Source organism: Streptomyces sp. NPDC107581, from assembly GCF_055657175.1.
Genome location: NZ_JBVKBH010000003.1, coordinates 222,297 through 248,255, shown reverse-complemented (window position 1 = coordinate 248,255; position 25,959 = coordinate 222,297). Strand labels below are relative to the sequence as shown.

21 protein-coding genes are annotated in these 25,959 nt (G+C 71.9%); 7 read left to right on the top strand and 14 right to left on the bottom strand.

Annotation, left to right across the window (positions count from 1 at the left end; genetic code table 11):
- Positions 1-10 precede the first annotated feature (10 nt).
- Positions 11-1,087 carry a MerR family transcriptional regulator gene (locus ACZ7P3_RS07885; protein WP_472079758.1) on the bottom strand — a complete coding sequence of 359 codons (1,077 nt, stop codon included), beginning with the start codon at positions 1,085-1,087 and terminating at the stop codon, positions 11-13.
- 135 nt (positions 1,088-1,222) lie between these two features.
- On the opposite strand from ACZ7P3_RS07885, the gene ACZ7P3_RS07880 reads away from it, so the two are divergent.
- Entirely contained in the window at positions 1,223-2,089 is an 867-nt protein-coding gene (locus ACZ7P3_RS07880; protein WP_472079756.1) for an ATP-grasp domain-containing protein, read from the top strand.
- 177 nt (positions 2,090-2,266) lie between these two features.
- On the opposite strand, the gene ACZ7P3_RS07875 is transcribed toward ACZ7P3_RS07880, so the two are convergent.
- The gene (locus tag ACZ7P3_RS07875; RefSeq protein ID WP_472079754.1) at positions 2,267-3,172 is read right to left on the bottom strand and encodes a LysR family transcriptional regulator; all 906 of its coding nucleotides are present in this window, start codon (positions 3,170-3,172) and stop codon (positions 2,267-2,269) included.
- 102 nt (positions 3,173-3,274) lie between these two features.
- Between ACZ7P3_RS07875 and ACZ7P3_RS07870 the strand changes: the two genes are divergently transcribed.
- Complete coding sequence (locus tag ACZ7P3_RS07870; RefSeq protein WP_472079752.1) at positions 3,275-4,105, top strand: oxidoreductase; 831 nt, start codon at positions 3,275-3,277, stop codon at positions 4,103-4,105.
- 212 nt (positions 4,106-4,317) lie between these two features.
- Here ACZ7P3_RS07870 and ACZ7P3_RS07865 read toward each other — a convergent pair whose 3' ends face one another.
- A complete protein-coding gene (locus ACZ7P3_RS07865) occupies positions 4,318-4,917 on the bottom strand; it encodes a hypothetical protein (RefSeq protein ID WP_472079750.1) in 600 nt (199 codons plus the stop codon).
- A 416-nt stretch (positions 4,918-5,333) separates the two neighbouring features.
- Between ACZ7P3_RS07865 and ACZ7P3_RS07860 the strand changes: the two genes are divergently transcribed.
- The gene (locus ACZ7P3_RS07860) at positions 5,334-6,107 is read left to right on the top strand and encodes an IclR family transcriptional regulator (protein WP_472079748.1); all 774 of its coding nucleotides are present in this window, start codon (positions 5,334-5,336) and stop codon (positions 6,105-6,107) included.
- Positions 6,104-6,949: an SMP-30/gluconolactonase/LRE family protein gene (locus ACZ7P3_RS07855; protein ID WP_472079746.1), complete on the top strand. Its 846-nt coding sequence runs from the start codon at positions 6,104-6,106 to the stop codon at positions 6,947-6,949. The genes ACZ7P3_RS07860 and ACZ7P3_RS07855 overlap by 4 nt, the downstream gene beginning before the upstream one ends.
- Positions 6,950-7,152: 203 nt before the next feature.
- On the opposite strand, the gene ACZ7P3_RS07850 is transcribed toward ACZ7P3_RS07855, so the two are convergent.
- From ACZ7P3_RS07850 to ACZ7P3_RS07835, 4 genes are all read right to left on the bottom strand, one after another.
- On the bottom strand, positions 7,153-8,550 hold the full coding sequence (locus ACZ7P3_RS07850) for an NAD(P)/FAD-dependent oxidoreductase (protein ID WP_472079744.1): 1,398 nt from the start codon (positions 8,548-8,550) through the stop codon (positions 7,153-7,155).
- Positions 8,543-9,769: an MAB_1171c family putative transporter gene (locus ACZ7P3_RS07845; protein WP_472079742.1), complete on the bottom strand. Its 1,227-nt coding sequence runs from the start codon at positions 9,767-9,769 to the stop codon at positions 8,543-8,545. The genes ACZ7P3_RS07850 and ACZ7P3_RS07845 overlap by 8 nt, the downstream gene beginning before the upstream one ends.
- Positions 9,766-10,383, bottom strand: coding sequence for a toxin-antitoxin system, toxin component family protein (locus ACZ7P3_RS07840; protein WP_472079740.1), 618 nt, complete (start codon positions 10,381-10,383; stop codon positions 9,766-9,768). Before ACZ7P3_RS07840 ends, ACZ7P3_RS07845 begins: the two co-directional genes overlap by 4 nt.
- A gap of 238 nt (positions 10,384-10,621) precedes the next feature.
- Positions 10,622-13,591, bottom strand: coding sequence for a glycoside hydrolase family 35 protein (locus ACZ7P3_RS07835; protein WP_472079738.1), 2,970 nt, complete (start codon positions 13,589-13,591; stop codon positions 10,622-10,624).
- Between the two features lie 75 nt (positions 13,592-13,666).
- Between ACZ7P3_RS07835 and ACZ7P3_RS07830 the strand changes: the two genes are divergently transcribed.
- Both ACZ7P3_RS07830 and ACZ7P3_RS07825 read left to right on the top strand, forming a co-directional pair.
- Positions 13,667-14,125: an RrF2 family transcriptional regulator gene (locus ACZ7P3_RS07830; RefSeq protein ID WP_472079736.1), complete on the top strand. Its 459-nt coding sequence runs from the start codon at positions 13,667-13,669 to the stop codon at positions 14,123-14,125.
- A gap of 177 nt (positions 14,126-14,302) precedes the next feature.
- Positions 14,303-14,950 carry a DUF4360 domain-containing protein gene (locus ACZ7P3_RS07825; RefSeq protein ID WP_472079734.1) on the top strand — a complete coding sequence of 216 codons (648 nt, stop codon included), beginning with the start codon at positions 14,303-14,305 and terminating at the stop codon, positions 14,948-14,950.
- 9 nt (positions 14,951-14,959) lie between these two features.
- Here ACZ7P3_RS07825 and ACZ7P3_RS07820 read toward each other — a convergent pair whose 3' ends face one another.
- On the bottom strand, positions 14,960-15,721 hold the full coding sequence (locus ACZ7P3_RS07820; RefSeq protein ID WP_472079732.1) for a hypothetical protein: 762 nt from the start codon (positions 15,719-15,721) through the stop codon (positions 14,960-14,962).
- Positions 15,722-16,125: 404 nt separating this feature from the next.
- On the opposite strand from ACZ7P3_RS07820, the gene ACZ7P3_RS07815 reads away from it, so the two are divergent.
- Complete coding sequence (locus ACZ7P3_RS07815) at positions 16,126-17,562, top strand: family 2B encapsulin nanocompartment shell protein (protein WP_472079730.1); 1,437 nt, start codon at positions 16,126-16,128, stop codon at positions 17,560-17,562.
- Between the two features lie 11 nt (positions 17,563-17,573).
- Here the strand turns inward: ACZ7P3_RS07815 and ACZ7P3_RS07810 are convergent, their stop codons facing one another.
- The 6 genes from ACZ7P3_RS07810 to ACZ7P3_RS07785 form a co-directional block, all read right to left on the bottom strand.
- A complete protein-coding gene (locus tag ACZ7P3_RS07810) occupies positions 17,574-19,499 on the bottom strand; it encodes a pyridoxal phosphate-dependent aminotransferase (protein WP_472079728.1) in 1,926 nt (641 codons plus the stop codon).
- Between the two features lie 128 nt (positions 19,500-19,627).
- On the bottom strand, positions 19,628-20,776 hold the full coding sequence (locus ACZ7P3_RS07805) for an aldose epimerase family protein (RefSeq protein WP_472079726.1): 1,149 nt from the start codon (positions 20,774-20,776) through the stop codon (positions 19,628-19,630).
- Positions 20,777-20,804: 28 nt separating this feature from the next.
- Entirely contained in the window at positions 20,805-22,049 is a 1,245-nt protein-coding gene (gene mmsB, locus ACZ7P3_RS07800; protein WP_472079724.1) for a multiple monosaccharide ABC transporter permease, read from the bottom strand.
- Positions 22,046-23,632: a multiple monosaccharide ABC transporter ATP-binding protein gene (mmsA, locus tag ACZ7P3_RS07795; RefSeq protein ID WP_472079722.1), complete on the bottom strand. Its 1,587-nt coding sequence runs from the start codon at positions 23,630-23,632 to the stop codon at positions 22,046-22,048. The genes mmsB and mmsA overlap by 4 nt, the downstream gene beginning before the upstream one ends.
- Before the next feature lie 32 nt (positions 23,633-23,664).
- Positions 23,665-24,774, bottom strand: coding sequence for a multiple monosaccharide ABC transporter substrate-binding protein (gene chvE / locus ACZ7P3_RS07790; protein ID WP_472079720.1), 1,110 nt, complete (start codon positions 24,772-24,774; stop codon positions 23,665-23,667).
- 173 nt (positions 24,775-24,947) lie between these two features.
- The gene (locus tag ACZ7P3_RS07785) at positions 24,948-25,916 is read right to left on the bottom strand and encodes a hypothetical protein (protein WP_472079718.1); all 969 of its coding nucleotides are present in this window, start codon (positions 25,914-25,916) and stop codon (positions 24,948-24,950) included.
- Between the last annotated feature and the right edge of the window lie 43 nt (positions 25,917-25,959).

Sequence of the window (25,959 nt, the reverse complement as noted above, 5' to 3'; positions counted from 1 at the left end):
GGGGGCACTTCTATCCGACGGACGCGGGTGGGCGCATGGAAAGGACGACGTCGGCCACCACACAGCTCACGTTGTCGGACCCGCCGGCCGCATTGGCCTCGTCGACCAGTGCGTGAACGGCGTCCTCCCCGCCGAGCAGCTCCTTGATCCGTGAGTCCGGGACCGCACCGGTCAACCCGTCGGAGCACAGCAGATACCGGTCACCGGCCCGCGCCTCGTGCAGCCGGAGATCCGCAACCGAAGCCGCACCACTCCCCAGCAACCTGAGCAGCAGGGCCCGCTGCGGATGACTCGCGGCCTCCTCCGGCGTCAGCCGCCCCTCGTCGATCAGGGACTGCACGACACTGTGGTCGTGGGTGATCCGGAACAGCTCGCCGTCCCGCAGCAGATACGCCCGTGAGTCCCCGATGTGGACGAGCGCCAGCTTCGTCCCCGTCCACAGCAGCGCGGTCAGCGTGGTGCCCACGCCCTCCTCACCGTCGCCCGCAACGTCCCGCACCGCCTCGCCCGCACCCCGCACGGCCTCCTCCAGGAGGTTCAGCACGTTGCCCGCCGCGAGTTCCTCGCCCTCGTCCAGGAACCGCAGCGCCTCCACGGCGGCGCTGCTCGCGAGCGCTCCCGCCGGCCCGCAGCCGTCGGCGACGGCGAGCAGCCTGCGGCCCGCGTACACGGTGTCCTGGTTGGCCGGGCGGACGTGCCCACGGTCGGAGTGGGCGGCATATCGCAGTTCCAGCATGGTGGTGTGATCCCTTCTCGGTCCGGCGGTCAGCTGGTCGACGAGGAACGCGGCGAGATCCCGCCGGGCGGCCGTCTCGGCCTCGACCCGCCCCCAGTACGCCCGGACCTCCCGCGCGGCGCCCGCCGGGTCGAGGGCGCACACCGTGCGTATCTCCGCCAGGGGCATGCCCAGCCGTCGCAGCCAGGCCACGAGCCGGGCCTGCTCCAGCTGCCCGAGGGCGTAGTACCGGTATCCGGTGGCCGGATCGACACGTGCGGGCCGCAGCAACTCCAGCTCGTCGTAGAGTCGCAGCGCCTTCGGCGACAGCCTGCTCGCTCTCGCGAAGGCCCCGATCGTCAGCAGCTCCATGAAAACCTCGCGTTCCTCGCTTCCGCCACCGATGCTGGGGCTTCCCCGAAGGTGAAGGTCAAATGCGGTGTGCCGGTTCCCGGGTGGTTGTTAGCCTCGCCGGTGATCGAACCGTCGTACGACAGGGAGTCCGCCGTGCCCCGCATCGCACTCGCCACCTACGACCCCGGGGCCGAGCCGCGCCACGACCGCGACCTGCCGGTGCTGGTGCGGGCCCTGCGAGAGGCGGGGGCCGACGCGGTGGCCCGGCCCTGGGACGATCCGGACACCGACTGGGGCGGCTTCGACCTCGTCGTCATCCGCTCGACCTGGGACTACAGCTGGCGCGCCGAGGAGTTCGCGGCATGGGTGGAGCGGGTCGGCTCGGTGACGCGCCTCGCCAATCCACCCGCCGTGGTGCGCTGGAACACCGACAAGCGCTACCTCGGGGAGCTGGCCGCGGCCGGCGTGCCCACCGTCCCCACCCGGTACATCGCCCCGGGCGAGCGGGCCGGCCTGTCCGCGGACCACGAGTACGTGATCAAGCCCACCTCCGGTGCCGGCGCCCGGTTCGCCGCCCGCTACACACCCGCCGAGCACGACCGGGCCGCGCGGCAGCTGGAGCGGATGCACGCGGAGGGCTTCACCGCGATGGTGCAGCCGTACATGCGGGACATCGACGTCAGCGGGGAGCGGGCGCTGCAGTTCTTCGGCGGCCGCCTGCTGCACGCCAGCCGCAAGGGCGCCGTCCTCGCGCCCGGCACGCCGTACGACGCCGACAAGGTCGCGCATCCCGGCCTGGAGCGCTGGCGGCCCACCGAGGCCGAACTCGCCGTGGCGGAGCAGGCGTTGGCCGCCGTACCCGGCGCACCCGGACTGCTCTACGCGCGCGTGGACCTCGTGGACGGGGAGGACGGCGAGCCCCGCCTGATGGAACTGGAGCTGGTGGAACCGAACCTGTTCCTGTGGCTGCACCCCGGCTCCCTGGAGCGCGTGACGGAGGCGATCCTGGCGGCGGCGTGAGCGTCGGTATGAGCGTTCCGCCGGGCGTTCACGCCGGAAGGGCCGCGACATGCTGCCGTCGAACGTCTGCGGCGCCGGCGTGGCTGCTCGCGTCCGTGCGGCGACGGCGTGACCGTTCGCGCACGTGCGGCGGCGGCAGCCGCACGGGGGACATCGGCTCCGCGCCCCTGCGGCGCGCTAGCGTGCCCCCGCAGTGGTCCGGGCCGCCTCGGCGTAGGCCCGCACCAGTGGCCGGTGTGCGTCCTCGCGGCGCCAGGCCAGCACATAGCGGCTGGGGCCGATGCCCCGCAGCGGGCGGGTGGTGACCCCGCCCAGGCTGATCAGCGGGGCGTTGCCCTCGGCCACCAGGCAGACCCCGAGACCGGCGACCAGCGCCTCGTACGTCTCCTCCGCCCCGGAGATCTCCGCGCCGATCCGGGGCGGCCGGCCGTGGCGGGCGTCCAGCGCGAGCCAGTGGTCCCGCAGCCGGCCCGCGCTCTCGGGCAGCGCGAGGAAGGGCTCGTCCAGCAGGTCCGCGAAGTCGATCTCGGCGCGGGCGGCGAGCGGATGCGCCTCGGGCAGGGCGAGCAGCCGGGGTTCCTCGGCGAGCACCGTCCAGGCGTAGCGCTCCTCGTCGGGCAGCGGCAGCCAGACGAAGGCGACGTCCGCCGTGCCGTCCGCCAGGCCCGCCGTCGGATCGTCCCAGCCCATCTGGCGCAGCCGGAGCGTCACCTCGGGATGCGCGGCGGTGAACCGGGAACGGATGGCCGGCAGCAGCCCGCCCCGGCCCGGACTGGTGCTCATGCCCACCACGAGCGTGCTGCGCTGCGCCGCCCTGGCCGCCTCCACGGCCGCCGCGCCCGCCTCCCACGCCGCCAGCACGGTGCGCGCGTGCGGCAGCAGCGCCTCACCCGCGCCCGTCAACGCCACCCCGTGCTGATCGCGCCGGAACAGTTCCGCTCCCAACTGGCGCTCCAGCGCCCGGATCTGCTTGCTGAGCGCGGGCTGCGAGACGTACAGCCGCTCGGCGGCGCGCGTGAAGTGCAGCTCTTCGGCAACCGCGACGAAGTAGCGCAGGTCCCGGGCGTGGACGTCGATCGTCATAACCGTTGGCTATCACCGAAGGTCTTGGACGGGCAACGGTGTGCGGCAGCAGGCTGATGCGTGTCAGAAGGAAAAGGACCCAGGAACCTACGGGGAGTAGCCGTGAACAAGGTGTGGCTGGTGACCGGTGCGAGCAGCGGATTCGGGCGGGCGATCACACGGGCGGCGGTCGCCGCCGGTGACGTGGTGGTCGGCGCCGCCCGGCGCCCCGGGGCACTGGACGACCTGGTGGCTGCGCATCCGGACCAGGTGGAGGCGGTGCGCCTGGACGTCACCGACCCGGCGGCGGTCGAGGAGGCCGTACGGGACGTGGTGGCGCGGCACGGGCGCATCGACGTGCTGGTCAACAACGCGGGCCGCACGCATGTCGGAGCCCTGGAGGAGACCACCGACCAGGAACTGCAGGACCTGTTCGACCTGCATGTCTTCGGCCCGGCGGCCCTGGTGCGGGCGGTGCTGCCGCACATGCGGGAGCGGCGTGCGGGTGCGATCGTGCAGATGAGCAGCATGGGCGGGCAGATGTCCTTCGCGGGCTTCGGGGCGTACAGCGGGACGAAGTTCGCGCTGGAGGGCATGTCCGAGGCGCTCGCGGACGAGGTGCGGGAGTTCGGCATCAAGGTGCTGATCGTGGAGCCGGGCGGGTTCCGGACCTCGCTGATGGACCCCGCGCGGGCCGGCGTCAGCGCGGACAGCGGGGTGTACGCGAGGGTGAGCGAGACCCGTGGGCTGGTCGCCGGGGGCGACGGTACGCAGCCCGGTGACCCGGCCAAGGCGGCGGCTGTCATCCTGGCCGCGCTGCAGGCGGAGCACACTCCGCTCCGGCTGCCGCTCGGCGACGACGGGGTGGGCGCGGTCCTGACCCATCTCGACCAGGTCCGCGAGGACGTCACCGCCTGGGAGAAGCAGACCAGGGCCACGGCCTTCGACGCCTGAGGCGCTCGGGACGGGGCGGGGTCGGGGAAGGGCCGGGGCGGGTCGGCGAGGGGCCGGGGCGGGTCGGCGTGAGGCCGTCGTGGGGTGGGCGTGGGGCCGGCGTGGACCTGGGTGGACATGGTGGGTGGGCCTGCGTGGACTTGGGTGGACCGGGTGGGTGACCCGGGTGGACCGAGTGGGTGGACCCGGTGGGTGGACCTGCAGGGGTCGGCTCAGGTGCGCACTGCCGTCCGCTGGAGCAGCCCCCAGGTGAACTCGGCGACGACGTCGTGCCGTACGCCGTCCCGGCCGGGGGCGGCGAAGGCCAGCCCCCAGCGGGTGGGGGCCGTGCCCTCCAGGGGCCGGGCGGGGGCGAAGGCGCGGGCGGCCTCGTCCACCGTGCAGGACCACGGCGTGAGGTCGTCCAGCGTGCGCAGCTCCGGGGCGGGGACGCCCGGCGCGCGGACCAGCCACTCGTTCCAGACGGCGCCCTCGGGGGAGACGAGCACCTCGAAACGCAGGTCGGGCCAGAGCGGCAGCGCCCACTGCCGGGCCTCGCAGCCGACGTCACCGAGGCGGCGCCGGATCACGGCCTCGGGTTCACCGAGGACCGAGCGGTAGCGGGCGGCGCCGGACCGGGCCCGCGGCGAGCGGAGCATGGCCTGCCAGCGCTTGTTGGCCTCGCGCATCTCGGCGATGGAGACGCCCAGGGAGCGCCGGGCGTCCTCCACCAGGTCCTGATTGTGGTCGGCCATACGGCGCAGCACCACGAGCTGGAAGTCGAGGCGGGTGAAGGGACCGGGTGTTCGCTGTGCGGAGGGCATCGCGGCCATCGTCCCCCACCGGCCTCCCGGAGGAGAAGGACCGGGCCCGCGGCAGCGGGACGTCACCGCCGCTGATCGCTGCGCCGGCGACGGGGTGCCGTGGGTCCGGAGCGGCGAAGGGGCTGCCGTGGGCCCGGAGCGGCGACGGGGCCGCCGTGGGTCGGAGCAGCTCAGGCGCGGTCCCGGACGAAGGCGGTCAAGGGTCCGCCCACGGCGGCGGACGCCGAGCCGTCGCGCTGTCACGGGACCCGCCGCGGAACCCGCCGCGGGACCCGCCGCGGATCCCGCCCGGAAGCCTGGTGCGAGCGCTGCGGACTGCACGGCCATTGCCCGCGCAACACACCATGACTAGCCTGTGTTCGTCATGCCGATCGCCTGTTGAAATTTCGAACACAGGCGCTTAGACCCAAGGGAGGGGGCCGGACGTGGGACGCCTCGTGCCTGCCGTGACCCGGGCTCTCGACATTCTGGAGCTGTTCCTCGACGGGGACGGGACGCTCTCCGCCCCCGACATCGTGCGCAGGCTGCAGCTGCCGCGCACCACCGTGCACGAGCTGGTCACCACGCTCGTCGCACGCTCGTACATCGTGCCGGTGCCGGGACAGCCCGGACGGTACCGGCTCGGGGTGCGCCCGTACCAGCTCGGCAGCCGTTACGCGGAGCAGCTCGACCTCGCGGCCGAGGGGCAGCAGGTGGCCCGTTCGGTCGCCGAGACCTGCGACGAGACGGTCCATGTGGCGATCCTCGAGGGCACCGACGTCATCTACATCGCCAAGGTCGACTCCACGCATGCGGTGCGCATGGTCTCCGCCGCGGGGCGCCGGCTGCCGGCCCACTGCACCTCGGTCGGCAAGATGCTGCTTGCTTCGCTGCCCGAGCAGGAGCTGGCGGCGCGGATCCCGGACGGCGCCGAGCTGACCGCGATGACCCCCAACAGCATCACCGAACCCGCCGCCCTGCGCGAGGCCCTGGCGCGGATCCGGGAGCGGGGCATCGCGGTGGAGAGCCGCGAGTCCAACCCGGACGTGTCCTGCGTGGCGGCACCGGTACGCGACCGCGCGGGCCAGGTGGTCGCCGCCCTGTCCATCTCGGTCCCCATGATCCGCTGGAGCGACGGGCGCCGGGCGGAGCTGGAGCAGCTGGCCGTGAAGGGGGCGGCGGAGCTGTCCGAACGGCTCGGGCACCGGGGCGCGGCATGACGCGGTACGAGGTCGCCGTCCAGGCGGAGGCGGCGCTCGGCGAGGGCCCGACCTGGGACCCGGTGGCGGGGCGCCTGGTCTGGCTGGACATCCTGGGCATGCGCGTGCACACCTACGACCCCTCGTCCGGCCGCCGTACCGTGCGTACGACGGAGCAGCACGTCGGGGCGGCGAAGCCCCGGGCGGGCGGCGGGCTGGTGCTGAACCTGCGGGACGGCGTCGGCCTGCTGGATCCCGACGACACCTTCCGCTGGCTGCACCACGAGCCGGTGCCCGGGCGCCGCGCGAACGACGCGGCCGTCGCTCCCGACGGGTCCCTGTGGGCGGGCACGATGCGTTACGACGAGGCGCCGGGGGGCGGCACGCTGTCCCGGCTGACCGGTGACGGAGGGGTGCGGACGATCCTTCCCGACGTCACGATCAGCAACGGCACCGGCTGGAGCCCGGACGGCCGTCTGATGTACTACGCCGACACGCCGACCCGGCGCGTGGACGTCTTCGACCACGACGGCGGGGGCATCCGCAACCGCCGTAGGCTGGCGGAGATCGAGGTGGGCGCCGGCTTTCCGGACGGCCTGACGGTCGACGCCGAGGGGTGCGTGTGGGTGGCCCTGTGGGACGGGGGAGCGGTGCGCCGCTACACGCCGTCCGGCGAGCTGGACCGCGTCCTGGCCCTGCCGACGCCGCGTACGACGGCCTGCGCGTTCGGTGGCCCGGATCTGACCGACCTCTACGTCACGACGGCACGCACGGGTCTGTCCTCGCCCCACCCCATGTCCGGCTCGCTCCTAGTGATCCCGAAAGCGGGCAAGGGCCTCCCCCAGCCCCCCTTCGAGGGCTGACCGACAAGGACTGCACCCCCCAAAGCGACGCGAGAAACTACGCGACCGCCCCTCACCCACCCGCACATACAAGACCGCCGCAGCCACCCCCAAAGGGGCGCGGGGAACTGCGCGATCGCCTCCGCGTACCTGCACGTGCAAGACGGCCGTAGCCACCCCCAAAGGGGCGCGGGGAACTGCGCGACCGGCCCCCACACCTCCGCTTACAAGCCCCCCGCAGCCTTTCGCTCGTGCGCCGTCAGCGGTGGCGCCGCGAGCCGCGGCTTCAGCGGACCCACCGCCGCGGCGAGCAGCATGCCCGGCGCCAGGAGCGCCTCCGGGCCCCGCTCCAGGGACGTCACGTCGGTGACCCTGCGCGCGATCCGGCCGTTGCCGGTCGCCGTGTACAGCAGACGGTCGACGTACGCGGACAGCACCCGGTCGCGCAGGGTGGGGCCGGACTCCGTGGCGCCCGGGTAGAACACGTCCGCCCCGATCGCCAGGTCCCAGGCCGTGCGGACCGTCCGCCCCACCTCCTTCTGGATCTGCCGGGACAGACCCGCACCGCGCAGCCCGCCACGGCGGCGCAGCACGTCCCGCAGCGCCAGCGCCGACTGGGCCGAGACGGACATCCCGTGGCCGTACACGGGGTTCAGCGCGCACACCGCGTCCCCGAGGGCCACGAAGTTCTCCGGCCACGCCGGCATCCGCTCGTAGAAGTGGCGCCGGTTCGCGGTGGTCCGGGTGACCGTCACGTCGGTGAGTGGCTCCGCACCCGCGAGCAGCTCGGCGATGATCGGGTGCCGCATCTCCTCCTGGGCGTAGCGCAGGAAGTCGCCGGTGTCCGCGGAGGGTTCGCCGCCGCGGGAGCCGTAGAGCGTCACCATCCACCGGCCGTTCTCCACCGGCAGCAGCACACCGCCGCGGCCGGGTCGTCCCGTCCGCGGATCCGGCTGGAGGTTCACCACGGGGAAGCCGTCCCGTGCCTGTTCGGGCGCCCGGTACAGCCGGCTCGCGTAGGCGATGCCGGAGTTGACCTCGCGCCGCTCCGGCTCGGGCAGCCCCAGCCCGGTCAGCCACTGCGGTGTGTGCGAGCCACGCCCGCTGGCGTCGACGACCAGATCGGCCGCGACGGTCCGCTCGGTGCCGTCGTGCGTGCGGATCCGGACGCCGGTGACCGCCGCGGCCGTGCCGGTGAGCCCGACCGCCTCGGCCCGCTCGACGACCTCGATCCGCCCGTCGGCGAGCACCTGCGCGCGCACGGTCGCGTCCAGCAGATCGCGGCTGCACAGGATCATGTGGTGCGACTCGGCCCACCGCCGGTACCAGCCGTGGGGCGACAGGCACACCATGTCCGTGGTGACCGGCAACCGGTGCGCCCCCGCGGACCGCAGCCGCCCGGTCACGCCCGGCAGCAGCTCCTCCAGGGCCCGCGCCCCGCCCGACCACAGCTGGTGGACGTGCCGGGCCTGCGGCAGGCACCGGCGCGGTTCGGGCCCCTCGGGCAGCGCGTCCCGCTCGACGACGGTGACCCGGTCGGCGAAGGCGGCCAGGGCCCGGGCCGCGAGCATGCCGGCGAGGGAGCCGCCGAGGACGACGGCAGTGGTGGGGCGGTCACTCATGGACGGGCACGCTCTCTGCTGGGGCGGTCGCACGGGTGCGTACCGCCTCGATCTCGTCGGGGTGGCGCAGGGCCCGGGACACCGCGCCGATCTCCTGGAGCAGGCTCGTGGTGTCGGGCCCGTCGGCGGGCTCGGGCGGTTCGGGGCTGCGGTGCCTCGCCTCGATCGCGTCGAGGATGCTCACCGCGGCCGCCAGCGCCCGGGCGCGCTCCGGGGGGTGGCCGAGGCCGAGCGCGGCCTCGTACGAGCGCCTGCCCAGGCCGGTGTCGATGTGCCGGGCCAGCGGCAGCAGCACGTCCCGGATGAACGTCTCGCGCCGGGTCAGCCGCAGTTCGGGCGTGGCCCGCAGCACGAACGGCACGCCCTCACCGCTGGAAGCCCGCATCAGCTGGTACAGCGGCCCCAGTTCGCGGTGGGCGTGCCGGACCCGCCAGCGGTCGTGCAGGTACTGGCCGGCGTGCGGCAGGATGAAGCCGACCGCGATCAGGATGGCGGACAGGGCGGCCACCGGCGGGGCGAGGTCGGTGCTGAGCCAGTCCAGGTTCCGCCCGGTCCAGCGCGCGGTGACGGCGATCAGTTTGGACGCGTCGAAGATCAGGTTCAGTACGTAGCCGGCGCCCAGCAGCTTCAGCCCCCAGCGCAGCCAGGCGTCCAGCCCTTCGGTGCGCACCCAGTTCCAGATCAGCCTGGAGGTGACCAGGACGGCCACGGCGTGCGCGACGAGGTAGAGCAGGATCTCCTCGCTCATGAACGGGGTGGTGGCGTAGTACGTGTCCAGGTCCCGCAGCCGCTCCTCGGACGCGTCGGCGAGCAGGAACAGCACCCAGAGGGCGACGATCACCCCGGAGTAGAGCGAGACGACCCAGCGCAGTGCGCGACGGGTGACGGCCGAACGCTCGGGCAGGCCGTTGCGCCAGGTGATGATCAGCAGCAGACAGGACCCGCAGAACGCGGTGATCAGCGAATAGCACCAGGGCGCCGAGATGTTGGGCACGCCGGTCAGCCGGTTGACGGCGGCGATCGTGGAGGGCGTGCAGAACACGAACACCCCGCAGGCGAGCAGCAGCAGTCCGCCGACCGCGCGCAGCAGCGGGTCCCGCCACAGCCGGATGATCGTGGGCAGCTTGATCACCAGGGCGGCGGTGAGCACGGCGGTCGGGATCCAGAAGGAGATGTAGAACTCGCCGAGGAGGTGCGAGGGGTTCAGCGCCAGGGTCACCGCGCGGCTCCGCCGCGTCCGCGGTAGCCGAGGGAGCGCTGGACCGGGTCGAGGGGCGTGCCGGGGCCGGGGCCGTCCCCGGACCCGGTGAGCCGGGGCCGGAGCAGGGTGGCCAGGCGGTGGCCGAAGTCGTCGGCCTCGGCCTCGTCGGCCTCCCGGGAGCCGTTGCGGGCGGCCACCGTCAGTGCCATGTCGCGCAGGGCCGGCTCGTCCGCGAGCGCGCGGGCCGCGGCGGCCCCGGCCAGGTCGTGGTGCCGGTGCCCGGCGTGCAGATGCCACAACTCGTGTCCGAGGATCACCAGTTGCTGCATGGCGGCGGCCCGTTCCTCCACGATGACCAGGTCGAAGTCCTGGAACTCCACGCACAGGCCGGTGACTTCGATCTCGTCGGGGAAGCGCTCGAAGCGCAGCTCCACCGGCCGTCCGGCCCGCCGTGCGCTCATCTCCTCGCACAGTGCCCGGCACAGGTCCCGTACGTCGCCCGGCGCCTGCGCCCGCGCGCAGACGGCGGTGACGAGGTCCGCGGCCAGCAGGCGCATCGCCGAGCCCGGACGGGAGCGACGCAGCCGTGCGGCCAGTCGTGCCGCTCGCCGTCGCGCACCCGCGATGATCATCGGTCCCCCTTCTCACCGCCGGTGTGCGGCTCGTCCGAGCGTACGCGCCCGTGTGTGTTCACGTCATGCGATCCGACGACCGTCGTTCAACACGGAATGACCGCCTCCGTGGGCGGCCGGACGGAGGTCCCGTCCGGCCCGTCGACGAGCGGGCGCGCCGGCGGCCGGACCGCCCGCCGCGGACGACGGCGGACTGCGCACCGACGCCCCGGACGTGATCCGGCCCGCCTGGGCGGACTCAGTGACCGGGGGAGGCCACCGGGGTCACCGGTGTCCCCCCGGCCGCCCGGCCCAGCAGGGTCAGCCGGACCTTCCCCGGTCCGGACAGAGTGGTGAACTCCGAGAGGACCGCCAGGGCAAGGGTGTTGTCGCCCCGGGTGCGCAGGATGCCGTTCGGCAGGACGAAGGTGTGCTGGGGGCCGACGTCGTTGATGTACTGGCCCATGTTCCAGCCGTTGAGGAAGATCTGTGCCCGGTAGGCCCGGTACGGGTCGTCCTCCAGGGTCAGGCCGACCGAGGCGTCGATGTCGGCCGGCACGGACAGCCGGAACGTCGTGCGGTACCAGGTCACGCCCTGGCGCCGCTCGGCCCGCGGGAAGGTCACCGCCTCCCAGTCCCGGTCGGGGAAGCCGGACAGGTGCCAGCCCTGGCGCTCCCCGTACAGGCCGCCGTTGTTCTGCGGCCCGCGCACCGGATCCGGCGCGGCCTCGCCCTGGATCCGCCACGTCACCTCGGGCGAGGCCCCCTTGAAGAGGGCGGCGGTCAGCCCGCGGGCCGCCTTGTGGGTGTCGAGCGCCTTGCCGTCCATGTCCCGCTGCATGCGCCGGACGAGGACCGACAGCACGTGCCGGCCGGGCGAGCGCAGCCGTTCGCGCACGGGGAAGGCGGCGGTGGCGTCCCAGCTGCCCTTGCGGAGGGTGGTCTTCTTGTCCGGCACCGGCATCCGGTGGGTGCCCAGCGGCTCCCCGTCCAGCCATGCCATCAGCAGGCCCTGCGTACCGGTGCTGTAGGCGAGCGAGACCTCCTCGATGCCGGAGGCGTCCGTGAACGACCCCCGGTACCAGACGTCCCCGTAGTGGAAGCCGTAGTCGTCGGCGAACAGCACCGGCCGGCCCTTCGGGACCGGGGTGACGCTGTACGAGGACGTCTTGTCGGCGGTCTTCCAGGACGAGTCGTCGAAGCCCGGCCCGGCCTCCGGGTTCTCCGTCCGCATCCGCCAGCCGTCCAGCCGGGGCAGCCGCACCTCGGGCACGGCCGGCAGCAGCCCGGTGGTCATCAGGCTGCCGGACATGGTGACCCGGGTCGGCACCCTGCGCCCGTTCCACACCAGGCTCGCGATGCCGCGCGGCCCCCACACCTCCACGCCGGTGGTCCCGATGACGTCACCCGTCAGATGCACCTCGGAACCGCGCACCTCGGCGTGGCGCAGCAGGGCCGGGCCGTACACCAGCAGGGTGCCGGAGGGGGTGTCGTACGGGAAGATGCGCACGGCGGTGGCGTCGTCGGCGAAGAGCAGCAGCAGCGGAGTGTCGCTCTCGCCCTTGTCGACCAGCACACGGGTGAGACCGCCCTGTCCCAGGGGCGCGTTGACATGCAGTTCGTTGCCGTCGTACGCCCAGGCGGCCTCCGGGTCGAGGCGGACGACGGTGGGCTCCTGGGGGCACTTGAGGACCAGGTCCGCCATGTCGCCCCGGCGTCCCGCGAACGCCGCGATCTCCTGCCGCCCCACCGCCAGGTGCAGCATGGGCTGCGCGGTGCAGTACTTCAGCGTCCGCTTGCCGAGCGGGAGCCCGGTGGTCAGCATGCGGGCGTCGCGCGCGGGCACGGTGACCGGCAGGTCCCCGGCGTCCGTGGGCAGGTCGGTGGTGACCGGCTCCGCGCCGTCGTTGCGGGCCACGTACACATGGGTGCCGGTGTCGGGGTTGGTCAGGTGGTAGACCTTCAGCCCCTCGGCCTTCACCTCCGCCGCCCGGTCCAGCCGGGCGAAGTCGGGCACGCGCTGGAGCAGATGCCCGAGCTGGTGCATCGGGGCGATCTTGTCGGTGACGTTGCGGCCCTCGTCGATGGCGGCACCGTAGTCGTACGACGTGTAGACGACGGGCGCGGGGAGCCAGCCCCACGAGGTCCCGCCGAAGGTCATGTACACGTTGTGCAGGGTGAGGCCGTTGGCGAGGTTGGTCAGGTAGAAGCGGCGCTCGTAGGCCGCGTCCCGGGTGCGCCGCGACTCGGCGTACCCCTTGCCGTCGAACTCCGCCCCGCCCCACGGGTCGAACCAGCCGCCCCCGAACTCGGGCACGAACCCGGGCGTGCGCGGCGAGGCGGTGGCCCCGCCGGTGAGCCCGCCGGGCCCGAAGTGCCCCCAGTCCGGTGGCGTCTGCGCCGGCGACGGGTACCCGTCGAAGCCGTACAGCCAGCCGCCCCGCTCCCCGCCGGTGTCGAAGGAGCCCGGGGCCCAGTAGCCGTTGCGGCCCTTGTCGTTGTGGAAGAGGGGCACGTCGATCCCGTCGCCCCTGACCTTCTTGTACAGGTGGGACATGTAGTCCCGGCCGGTCGCCTCCCGGACGTGGGCGTCGTACTCGTTCTCGATCTGGTAGAGCAGGACCGTGCCCCGGCCCTGGGTGAACAGATGCCGGGCGGCGATCCGGTTCACCTGGGTCAGCCACTCGTCGACGTGCGACAGATAGGTCGGGTCGGCGGTGCGCGCCGTCCCCCTGGTGGCCGTCAGCCAGCCCGGGAAGCCGCCGCCGTCGATCTCGGCGTTGATGTACGGGCCGGGCCGCAGAATGACGTACAGCCCGGTCTCGGCGGCCGTGCGCAGGAACAGGTCGAGGTCCCGGACGCCGGAGAAGTCGTACTGCCCGGGCGCGGGGGAGTGGTAGTTCCACGACACGTAGATGCTCACGGCGTTGTACCCGTGCGCCCGCATCTTCTGCAGCACATCGCGCCACAGGGAGGGGCTGGGCAGCCGGAAGGGATGCATCTCGCCGGACCACACGACCAGCCGCCGCCCGTCGACCAGCAGCGAGTACGGGTCGTACCCGATGGTGTGCCGCCGTCCGTCGGCGCGCGGCGGGGCCGGCGGGGGGCCGGTCGGCACACTGTGCGCGGCGTACGCCGAGGAGGCCCCGGGGCCGCCGCTGCCGCCCAGGGCGAAGCCGAGCGCGGCCGAGCCGGCCAGGGCACTGAAGGTACGTCTGCTGAGCGCCAAGGTGGATCCTCCCGGGCGATCTTACGGGGGCGCGGTCCGGCCATTCTCCATGGACACACGCCCCACAATGGACACATGAGGATCTCGGCGCGGGCGGATTACGCGGTACGGGCGGTACTGGAGCTGGCCGTACGGCAGGGTGACGGCCCGGTGAAGGCAGAGGAAATCGCTGCCGTGCAGGACATTCCGCACAAGTTCCTGGAAGGCATCCTGGGGGACCTGCGACGTGCCGGAATCGTCGACAGCCGGCGTGGCGGGGGCGGCGGCTACCGGCTGGCCCGGGCCGCCGCCGCGATCACGGTGGCGGACGTCATCCGGGGCGTGGACGGTCCGATCGTGTCGGTCCGCGGAGAACGCCCCACGGGCCTGTCGTACACGGGAACCGCGCAGCCGCTGCTGCCCCTGTGGATCGCCCTGCGCGCCAATGTGCGCCGCATCCTGGAGGGCGTCACCGTCGCCGACCTGGCGGCGGACGCGCTGCCGGAGCCGGTGCGGGCGCTGGCGGCGGAACCGGCGGCCTGGGAGAACCCCTGATGCCCCGGGACGTGTGAACGGCCCGGAGTGAATGGCCGGAGTTCACCCTCCCCGGCCGGGACGGGGCTTCCTACGATTCCCTCGCCTCCCCGTCCTTCACAGTTTCCGCACAGATTCTTCAAAGTTGAACGGGCGGATCGGAGGCCGAAACCCCCCACTCGACAACCGGGAGAAACCATGGCTGGTGGACTTCTGCTGAGCGGCGCCTTAGCCGCTCTCCTCACCACCGCGCTACCCGCTTCGACCTCCTCCCCCGTCTTCGACGACCCGCCCCCGGACAAGATCGTCATCGACGTCGCCACGGTGAACGGCTCGGGCTGCCCCGCGGGTACGGCCGCGGTGGCCGTCTCCCCGGACAACACCGCCTTCACGGTGACCTACAGCAACTACCTGGCCCAGGCCGGCGGCAACTCCGACCCCACGGCCTTCCGCAAGAACTGCCAGCTCAACCTGGTCGTCCACGTCCCGCAGGGCTTCACCTACGCCATCGCCGAGGCGGACTACCGGGGCTTCCTCTCGCTCCAGCCGGGCGCGTCCGCCACGCAGAAGGCGTCGTACTACTTCCAGGGCTCCCCGAACACGGCGTCCATCACCCACCCGTTCAGGGGCGCCTACAACGACGACTGGCAGGCCAGCGACAGCACCGACTGGGCCCAACTGGTCTGGGCCCCCTGCGGAGTGCTCCGCAACTTCAACATCAACACCGAGCTGCGGGTGAGCGCGGGCAGCTCCCCGAGCAAGGTCAGCTTCATGACGATGGACTCGACCGACGGGGACATCAGCACCGTGTACCACCTCGCGTGGAAGCAGTGCCCGAGCACGTGACGTAGCCGATCACTGCCGCGGCGCGTCGAACTCCCTGGAGATCACGTCGACGCGCCCGGTGGCGGCATCGGACCGCACGGTGTCCAGGCCCATGCGCTCCAGTTCGGCGATCGTCGCCGCGTGCGTCTCGGTGTGCAGGGCGATCAGGCCGACCTGGGGCGCGCCGTCGCCGAGTGCGACCTCCTCGGCGAGCAGCGTCTCCATCAGCCGGTGTGCCGAGGCCGACGGCAGCGGCTCGTCGACGGCCATGTGCAGCATCAGGTGCTCGAAGCCGGTGTCCATGCGGCGCGCCTGCGACACCCAGACCGTACGGACGGCCGTGAACTCCCTGATCCGCCGGGCGAGGGCGTCCCGCAGCGCCACGGCGACGGGGTCCGTCGACCAGGTGAGCCTCAGCTGCTGGCCTCCCGCCCGCTGGCCTCGCTCGCGCAGCGTCCGGGACAGCAACGGCAGCGGTACCCGCGCCCAGTTCGCGTCCGAGTGGAGCGCGAGGACGCCGACACCGGTCTGCTGGGAGATGTCCAGGAGCCGCAGGGCATCGCAGTGAACCGTTCCTGCGGCCTGCGGCAGCCGCGCGGCACAGCAGGCTTCGCTGACGTAGCCGGGGAGGACGGGGCTGCCGTCCTCGCTGTTCTGCAGGAACAGGACGGATCCATTCCCCTGTACGGGGACATGGACTCCGTGGTCGGCGAGGGCGGCGAGCAGTTGCTGCGACTCCGTCGTCGCGGCGCCGCGGTCGAGGATGTCGGCGAGGTCCTCGTTGATGGTCATGCCGTGGAGCATAGTGGCGGGGGCCGGGCGGGATCCGGCGGACAGGACCGTGCCGTGCCGGGGCGAATTCGCCTGTGTCCCGGCCCGGTTGCCGTCGGCGCCCGGGGTGACGGTGCCCGCGGGGCCGGTGGGTGCCGCGGTATGTACGTCCGCCCAGTCGACTACTGTGAGTGTTAGGCACCTTCAAGAGTGTCGATGGCTGTTCGGTTGACCCGTGATCGATCTGATCAGCAACTCTTGAGAGTTGGGGCGCGCGGGAGCGCAGGGCATGGACGGGGGTTCCTTCGCGCGCCTGTCGTTTCCCTCACTCAACGTAATGACACCTCTGATAGTTCTGTGCACGCAGTGTGACGACGACGACCGGTCGTCGCGACCGCTTGTGCCACGGGAGACGAGGAAGAGTCATGCCACTCGACACGGCGACAGCACCGGCAGCGGGCCCGGACGCGGGGCCGGCCCAGCAGCGGGGGCAGCAGAGCCTCAGCACCGCGGCGGCGCGCAATCTCGCCACGACCACCAAGTCCGAACCCCAGATGCAGGGCATCAGTTCCCGCTGGGCGATCCGCATGCTTCCGTGGGTGAACGTGCCCGGAGCCACGTACCGGGTCAACCGCCGGATGTCGTACACCGTGGGCGACGGCCGGGTGTCCTTCGTGAAGACCGGCTCGAAGGTCAAGGTCGTCCCCGCCGAGCTGGGCGAACTGCCGTTGCTGCGCGGCTTCTTCGACGGCGATGTGCTCGGTGCGCTGGCCGACCGGTTCGTGCAGCGGGAGTTCGCGCCGGGCCAGGTCATCGTGGAGGAGGGTCGCAAGGCCGACCACGTGTACCTGATCGCGCACGGCAAGGTCGAGAAGATCGGCGAGGGGCCGTACGGCGACGAGGCCATGATCGGACTGCTGGCCGACGGGGACACCTTCGGCGGCCGGGTGCTGGCCGGGCAGGTCAAGAAGTGGGACTTCACGGCCCGCGCCGCGACCGCCACCACGGTTCTCGCGCTGCCGCTGGCCGCCTACAAGGCGGTCGCCGACCGGCACGAGGCGCTGCGCACGCATGTGCAGCAGATCAGTTCCAACGGGCACCGCAGGCTGAACCGGTCCGGCGAGGCGGCGATCGTGCTCAGTTCGGGGCACACGGGCGAGGAGACCCTGCCGCAGACCTTCGCCGACTACGAACTCGCCCCGCGCGAGTACGAGCTGAGCGTGGCGCAGACCGTGCTGCGCGTGCACAGCCGGGTCGCCGACCTCTACAACGAGCCGATGAACCAGACGCAGCAGCAGCTGCGGCTGACCATCGAGGCGCTGCGCGAGCGGCAGGAGCACGAGCTGATCAACAACGCGGAGTTCGGCCTGCTCCACAACGCCGACTTCGATCAGCGGATCTCCACCTACACCGGCCCGCCGACCCCGGACGACCTGGACGAGCTGCTGAGCATGCGGCGCAAGACCCGCTGCTTCCTCGCCCACCCCAAGGCGATCGCCGCGTTCGCCCGCCAGTGCAACAAGCGGGGCATCTACTTCGGCGGCGTCGAACTGCACGGCAACCACCTGCCCGCCTGGCGCGGGGTGCCGCTGCTGCCGTGCAGCAAGATCCCGATCAGTGAGCAGGGCACGTCGTCGATCATCGCCATGCGCACCGGCGAGGACGACCAGGGCGTCATCGGCCTGTACCAGACCGGGATCCCGGACGAGGTGGAGCCGGGCCTGAACGTGCGGTTCATGGGCATCGACGAGAAGGCGATCATCTCCTACCTGGTCAGCACCTACTACTCGGCGGCCGTGCTGGTGCCGGACGCCCTCGGTGTCCTGGAGAACGTCGAGATCGCCCGCACGAACGGGAGCTGACCCGGGCCGCCCTACCCCGCCTGCCCCATCCCCGCCGCGTTCGGCCAGCTCTGGGCGTTGGGCCAGCCGGTGGCCGGCGCCGGGGTCAGACCGGGAGGCGGCGCCGGGGTCAGACCGGGAGGCGGCGCCGGAGTCAGACCGGGAGGCGGCGCCGGGGTCAGACCGGGGACCGGGGTTCCCGGCGCCGTCATGCCGCGCACCTGGGCGGCGGTGAGACCCCCGCGGGCCGGCACGCCCGGCGGGGTGGGACCGGCCACGGCGGCAGGCGCCAGGACGGGGGCGGGCACGGGGGCAGGAGCCGGGAAGGCGGCAGGGGCCGCGGGGGCAGGCGCGGGCGCAGGTACTGGTGGGGGCGCGGGTACCGGTGCGGTGAAGGGGGCCGTCACCGGCGGGGGCGCCGGGACGGGGGCCGGTGCCGGGACGGGGACCGGGACGGGCGCGGGGACCGGGACGGAGACGGCCACGGGGGCCATGGGCTGCTGTACCGGTGGTGCTGCCGTCGTCTGTTGCACCGGTACGGCCTGGGCCGCCGTCGGCTGTTGCACCGGTACGGCCTGGGCCGCCGTCGGCTGTTGCACCGGTACGGCCTGAGCCGCCACCGGCTGTTGCACCGGTACGGCCTGGGCTGCCGCCGGCATCGGCATCCCGCCGCCGGGTGGGGGTACGGCGGCGGGGAGCGGCATGCCGGTGCCGACGGCCGGGGCGGGTGCGGCCGCGGTGAGGCGCAGGCCGGACCCGTTGGTCTCGCTCATCAGCCGGTCGACGGCCGCCGTACCCGAGCTGTAGCTGGTCCCGTTGCTCAGCTCGGGTACGGCGACTCCCCTCCTGGACCCGTAGAGCACCTGCTCCAGGCCGGACACCAGGCGACGCACGTCGACCTGGGGGCGCACCACGAGTCTCAGGAAGCGGCTGGACGAACCGATCTTGTTGCCGCACTCGCGGACCAGGATCCGGTGCTCGGTGAGCATCCGGTCCCGGACCACCGTGCCCTCGGCGCCGACGGGAAGGCGCACGAAGAGGAAGTTGCCCTGGGAGGGGTAGACCGTCAGACCGGGCAGGGCGGAGAGATGGCTGGCCATCTCCAGCCGGTCGCGCCGCACCTGCAGCAGGCTCTGCGCGTACTCCGCCCCGTGCTCCTTCAGCATGAACACCACGTGCTCGGCGAAGGAGTTGAGGTTCCACTTCGGCAGCATCGAGCGGACGCGGCCGGCCAGCGCCGGGTTCGCGACCAGGTAGCCGAAGCGTATGCCGTGCAGACCGAAGTTCTTGCCGAGGCTGCGCAGGACGACGACGTTGGGCCGCAGCATCGCCTCCTGCACGACGCTCGGCTCCGTCTCCGCGTCGGCGAACTCCAGGAACGACTCGTCCACGACCACCAGGTCCAGGTCCGCCATCGCGTCCATGAACTGCACGACGGACTGCCTGCGCAGATAGCCCCCGTCCGGATTGTTCGGGTTGCAGATCACCGCCACCCGGGTCCCCCGCGCCCGGATGAACTCCGCGTACCGGGCCAGGTCCAGTGCGAAGCCGTTCGCCTCCTGGAGCGGGAACATGTCGACCCGCTTGCCGGTCTCCATCGGCTGGTCGGTCCAGCGGCCGAAGGTGGGGACGGGGACCGCCAGCGATTCGCGGACCAGCAGGTGGTCGATCCAGGTGATGAGTTCCGTCGAGCCGTTGCCCATCGCCACGCACTGCGGGGGCAGCTGGAGCAGGCTGCACAGCTCGGCCGTGATGGTGTCGGCGCCGCTCGGGTAGTACGTGACGATCTCGCGCAGCCGGGCCGCCAGCTCCTCGAACATGGCGGGGGTGGGGAAGTAGGGGTTGCACGGGATGCAGAAGTCCACCGGGCCCGACCCGTCGCTCTCCCGCGTCAGCGCCGCCATCGAAGGGCTGTGCGCGGCGGTGTTGCGGAACAACGAGGTGACGTTGTCAGGCAAGGGAACCTCCGTCGAAGGGCGGCCCGTGCGGGGGAGCACGGGCCGCCCATGGATACGGAGGCGGCCCAGGTGGCGTTCAACTCATGAGACACGTGAGCCAGTTCACTCCGCGCTGAGCAGCGGTGATCTCAGACGCCGAAGGTGTGGACCGTCGTCGTACGGTAGGTCCGGCCGGGCCGGAGCACGGTGGAGGGGAACGACGGCTCGTTCGGCGAGTCCGGGAAGTGCTGGGTCTCCAGGGCCAGGCCGTCGCCCTGGCGGTAGGTGCGCCCGGACGGGCCGACCAGTGTGCCGTCGAGGAAGTTGCCCGAGTAGAACTGCACCCCCGGCTGGTCGGTGAGGATCTTCAGGGTGCGGCCGGACCCGGGGTCGCGCAGTGTCACCACGTGCTCCGGCTCCGCGGTCACGCCCTTGTCGAGCACGAAGTTGTGGTCGTAGCCCTTGGCGGTGACCAGCTGCCGGTGACCGGTGCGCAGGTCCCGCCCGATCGGCTTGGGCCGGGTGAAGTCGAACGGGGTGCCCGTGACCTCGGCCAGCTCGCCGGTGGGTATCAGGCCCGCGTCGGTGGGAGTGAACCGTCCCGCGGCCAGCTGGAGTTCGTGGTCGTAGATGCTGCCGCTGCCCTCGCCCGCGAGGTTGTAGTAGGTGTGGTTGGTGAGATTGACGACCGTCGGCCTGTCGGTGGTGGCCTCGTAGTCGATCCGCCAGTCGCCGTGCCGGGTGAGGGTGAAGGTCACCTCGGTGCGGAGGGTTCCGGGGTAGCCCATCTCCCCGTCGGGGCTGGTGCGGTACAGGTGCAGCCCCACGTCGGAGCCGGCGGTGAAGCCCTCGACGTCCCACACCTTGGTGTTGAAGCCCTTGGCGCCCCCGTGCAGGCTGTTGACGCCGTCGTTCACCGACAGCTGGTAGGCCGTGCCGTCCAGGCTGAAGCGGCCCTTGGCGATGCGGTTGCCGTAGCGGCCGATGGTGGCGCCGAAGTAGGTGGTCCCGGCGGCGTACGCGGCGAGGTTGTCGTAGCTGAGCGAGACGTTCGCGTACCGTCCGTGCCGGTCCGGGATCTCCAGGGACTGGACGATGCCGCCGTAGGAGAGGACCTTCATCCGGGTGCCGCCGTTCTCCAGCGACCAGCGGTACACCTTCGTGCCGTCGGCCAGTGTGCCGAAGAGTTCCTTCACCGGCTTCCTTCCCTGGGCGGCCTCGGCGGTGCCGCCGAGCGCGGTCGCGGCGAGGCCCGCGGCCGCGGCTTTGGCGATGACCGTGCGTCTGTTCAGTTCCATGGGAGCTCCCTCTTCGGTCTCCGGGTGCCTACGAACCGGACTTGCGCTTGTTCCACACATCGAATCCGACCGCCACCAGCAGGGCGATGCCCTTGATGACCTGCTGCCAGTCGGTGCCGACGCTGAGGAGGTTCATGCCGTTGTTCAGCACGCCGAGGACGAGACCGCCGATGATCGCGCCGAGGACGGTGCCGACACCGCCGCTCATCGACGCGCCGCCGATGAACGACGAGGCGATGGCCTCCAGCTCGAAGTTGACGCCCGCCTTCGGAGAGGCCGCGTTCAGACGGGCGGCGACGACCAGTCCCGCCAGGGCCGCGAGCACGCCCATGTTGAGGAAGACCTGGAAGGTGACCTTCCTGTCCTTCACACCGGACAGCTTGGCCGCCGGCAGATTGCCGCCGATCGCGTAGATGTGCCGGCCGAACACCGCGTTGCGCATCACATAGCCGTAACCGACCACCAGCGCGCCCAGGACGATCAGCACGATCGGGGCGCCCTTGTAGCTGGCGAGCAGCAGGGTCAGCACGAGGACCGCGGCGACCAGCGCGGTCAGCTTGAGCAGGAAGAGGCGCACCGGCAGGACGTCCAGGGCGAACTCCTGCTGGCGGCGGCGGTCGCGGACCTCCTGCCACACCACGGCCGCGATCAGCACGAGACCGAGCAGCAGGGTGAGGTTGTGGTAGTTGGTGTCCGGACCGGCCTCCGGCAGAAAGCCGTTGCCCATCTTCTGCAGACCGCCCGGGAACGGGCCGAGCGTCTGGCCCTTGAGCAGGATCTCCGTCAGGCCCCGGAAGAGAAGCATCCCGGCGAGGGTGACGATGAAGGAGGGGATGCCCAGATAGGCGATCAGGAAGCCCTGCATCGCCCCGGCCACCGCGCCCACCAGCAGGCACAGCACCAGCGCGAGCGGCCAGGCCACCCCGTGCTGCACGGTGAGCACGGCCGCGAAGGCACCGACGAACGCGGTGAGCGAGCCGACCGAGAGGTCGATGTGCCCGGCGATGATCACCAGCATCATGCCGATCGCGAGGATCAGGATGTAGCTGTTCTGCAGCACCAGGTTGGAGACGTTGCGCGGCAGCAGCAGGTCCCCGTCGGTCCAGATCGCGAAGAGGACCACGATCAGACCGAGCGCGATCAGCATGCCGTACTGGCGCATGTTGCGGCGCAGGCCGTCGAGCATCAGCCGGAGCAGTCCCCCCACGGCGGCCGGGCCGCTCCCGCCCGGCGGCGCGGGGGCCGGGCTCTTGGCGGTCACATCGGCGCTCATCGCGTCACCTCTTCGTCCTTCTCGTCCGCCGTGCCGTTCCGGGCCTTCTCGTCCTTCGTCATGTGGCGCATCAGCACTTCCTGGGTGGCCTCGGACCGCGGCACCTCCGCGGTCAGCCGGCCCGCGGCCATGGTGTAGATGCGGTCGCACATGCCGAGCAGTTCCGGCAGCTCGGAGGAGATGAAGACGACCGCCCTGCCCTGGGCGGCGAGCCGGTCGATGACCGTGTAGATCTCGTACTTGGCGCCCACGTCGATGCCGCGGGTCGGCTCGTCCAGGATCAGCACCTCGGGTCCGGCGAAGATCCACTTGCTGAGGACGACCTTCTGCTGGTTGCCGCCCGACAGCCTGCCCACCGGCTCGAAGACGGTCGGCGTCTTGATGTTCATGGACGTCCGGAAGCCCTCGGCGACCTTCCGTTCCTCGTGCTCGTCCACCACGCCCCGCCTGGCGACCTTGTGCAGCGCGGTCAGCGAGATGTTGCGGTTGACGGTGTCGATGAGGTTGAGGCCGTAGTGCTTGCGGTCCTCGGTGACGTAGGCGATGCCGTGCCGGACCGCCTCGGCGACGGTCCTGGTCCGGATCTCCCTGCCGTCCTTCAGGACCGTGCCGCCCGCGTACCGGCCGTAGGTGCGGCCGAAGACGCTCATCGCGAGTTCGGTGCGGCCGGCGCCCATCAGGCCCGCGATGCCGACGATCTCCCCCCGGCGCACATGGAGCGACACGTCGTCCACGACCCTGCGCTGCCGGTCGATCGGGTGGTGCACGGTCCAGCCCCGGATCTCCAGGGCCGGGGCGGCGCCCTCCTCGGGCCGGTGCGGGGTGCGTTCGGGGAAGCGGTGGTCGAGGTCGCGGCCGACCATGCCGGCGATGATCCGCTCCTCGGTCGTCCCCGGCGCCCTCACATCGAGGGTCTCGACCGACCGGCCGTCCCGGATGATCGTCACCGAGTCGGCGACCTTGCGGATCTCGTTCAGCTTGTGGGAGATGATGATCGAGGTGATGCCCTGGTTCTTCAGCTCCAGGATCAGGCCGAGCAGTTTGCCGCTGTCCTCGTCGTTCAGGGCCGCGGTCGGCTCGTCCAGGATCAGCAGCTTCACCTGCTTCGAGAGCGCCTTGGCGATCTCCACGAGCTGCTGCTTTCCCACGCCGATGTCGGCGACGCGGGTCTGCGGGTGCTCGTCCAGACCGACCCGGCGCAGCAGTTCGGTGGCGTGCTCGAGGGTGTCGTTCCAGTCGATGAGCCCGCGCCGGGCGTGCTCGTTGCCGAGGAAGATGTTCTCCGCGACCGAGAGATGGGGCACCAGCGCCAGCTCCTGGTGGATGATGACGATGCCGTGCTGCTCGCTCGCCCGGATGTCCCTGAACCGGGAGACCTCTCCCTCGAAGAGGACGTCTCCCTGGTAACTGCCGTACGGGTGGACGCCGGAGAGCACCTTCATCAGGGTGGACTTGCCGGCGCCGTTCTCCCCGCAGATGGCGTGGACCTCGCCCTGCCGGACGGTCAGGGTGACGTCCGACAGCGCCGTGACACCGGGAAAGGTCTTGACGATCGAGCGCATTTCCAGGACGGGTCCCGCCATGGTCGTGCCTTCCAATCCGTAGGGGCGGGCGCTTACTTGAGCTCGGACTCGGTGTAGTAGCCGCCGTCGACCAGCACCTGCCGGTAGTCGGCCTTGTCGACGCTCACCGGCTGGAGCAGGTAGGCGGGCACGACCTTGGTGCCGTTGTCGTACGACTTGGCGTCGTTGACCTGCGGCTTCTTTCCTCTGAGGACGTCGTCGACCATGGTCGCGGCCACCTCCGCGAGCTTGCGGGTGTCCTTGTAGACGGTCTGCGTCTGCTGACCGGCGATGATCGACTTCACCGAGGCCAGCTCGGCGTCCTGGCCGGTGATGACCGGCAGCGGCTTGCTCCCCGAGCCGTAGCCGTCCGACTTGAGGGAGGACAGGACGCCGATGGAGATGCCGTCGTACGGGGAGAGGACCGCGTCGACCCGCTGCGACTTGTAGGACGAGGTCAGGACGTCGTCCATGCGCTTCTGCGCGGTCGCGCCGTCCCAGCGCAGGGTGGTGACCTGGTTCAGCGCCCTCTGGCCGGAGCGGACGACCAGCTGTTTCCTGTCCAGGTACGGCTTCAGGACGCTCATCGCGCCGTCGAAGAAGTACCGGGTGTTGTTGTCGTCGTTGGAGCCGGCGAACAGCTCGATGTTGAACGGGCCCTTCCTGCCGCTGTCCAGCCCCAGCTTGTGCACGATGTACGTGCCCTGCAGCCGGCCGACCTTCTCGTTGTCGAAGGACGCGTAGTAGTCGACGTTCTTGGTGCCGAGGATGAGGCGGTCGTAGGCGATGACCGGGATGTCCGCGTCCGCGGCCTCCTGGAGCACGTTGCTCAGGGACTTGTTGTCGATGGCCGCGACGATCAGGCCCTTGACGCCCTGGGTGATCAGGTTCTCGATCTGCGAGACCTGGGTGTCCGGGTCGTCCTCGCCGTACACCAGCTTGGTCTTGTAGCCCTTGGCCTTGAGGTCCTTGACGACGTTGTCGCCGTCGTTGATCCAGCGCTCGGAGGACTTGGTCGGCATCGCGATGCCGATGGTCCCGCCCTCGGCGTCGCCCGACTTCTCCTTGCTGCCGCCCTCGCCGCTCTGGCCGCAGGCGGTCAGCGTGAGGGCGAGCGAGGCGGCTCCGGCTATCGCGGCGAGTGCGGCTCTGCGGTTGCGCATGGTGATCCGTCCTTGTCCTTCTGGGGTCGTCTCGTCGGGGCGAAGGGTCCTGCGGTGCTGGCGCGGGGGCTTGCGGTGGTGGCGAAGGGTCCTGCGGTGGTGGCGAAGGGGCTTGCGGTGCTGGCGCGGGGGCTTGCGGTGGTGGCGAGGGGGCATGTGGTGATGGCGAGGGGTCACGGCGTGGTGCGGAAGCGGTGGAGCGGGCCGGGGAGCCGGGAGCCGAGCGGCGCCATGTCGCCGTCCGCGCCGTGCCGGGCGAGCAGGTCCAGGGCGAGCCGGCCGCGCCGCACCCGCTCCCGGGCGGTGTCCAGGGCCACGTCCCGCAGATGGGTGCCCCACGGGTAGATGCCGGGCGCCCTGGACAGGCCGAACTTCAGGTAGAGCGGTGCGCCGCGCCGGATCAGCTCGGCGACCTCGTACATCCGCACATAGCCGCCGAGGTCGTCCGGGGCCTCGATGTACATGTCCATGGGGGCGGCCGACACCCGGCGGATCTCGGTGAGGTGGGCCAGCGTCAGATCGCTGGGCACGTTGACGGAGTCGGCGCCCAGCCCCTCGTACACCGCGTACGAGGCGGGGTTGACCGGGCCGATCAGCGCCGAGACCTTCAGGGTCGTGTCCGGCGGGATGATTCCCTGCCGCCGCGCCCGGTGCAGGGTCCACAGCACGCCCTCGTCGGCCACGAGCAGGCAGCCGACACCCAGCCCGGTGGCCCGTACGGCGTCCTCGACGCACCCGGCGACGGCGTCGTGGCCGCGGGCGCGCGGGCCCGCGCCGCGGGAGTCGGAGCGGACCGAGCCGCCGGTGTCCCAGGTGCCGCGCGGGCCGGTGAACAGGCACAGCTCGATGTCCCGTTCGCCCGTCGCCTCCACCATCTCGGTGATCTCGGCGTCGGTGAGCATCCACACGCCGCTGCCCTGGCTGATGCGGTGCACCGGCACGTCGAGGCGTGCGGCCTCCTTCAGTACGACCGCGAGCGCTTCGGGTCCCTCGCACGAGGGGATCTCGGTGCGCCAGCGGCCGCCGCCCGGGAAGCCGTGGGGCGAGGCGTCGGCGGGGTCGAGGGCGGGCGCGCCCAGGCCGAGTGCGGCGAGCACCTGCTCACCCGGCCTGCGGGCCGCCGAGGCGGGAGCGTCGGTCACAAGCTGTCCTTCGTGTTCGGTATTTCGGACAAGGTTCGAGTCC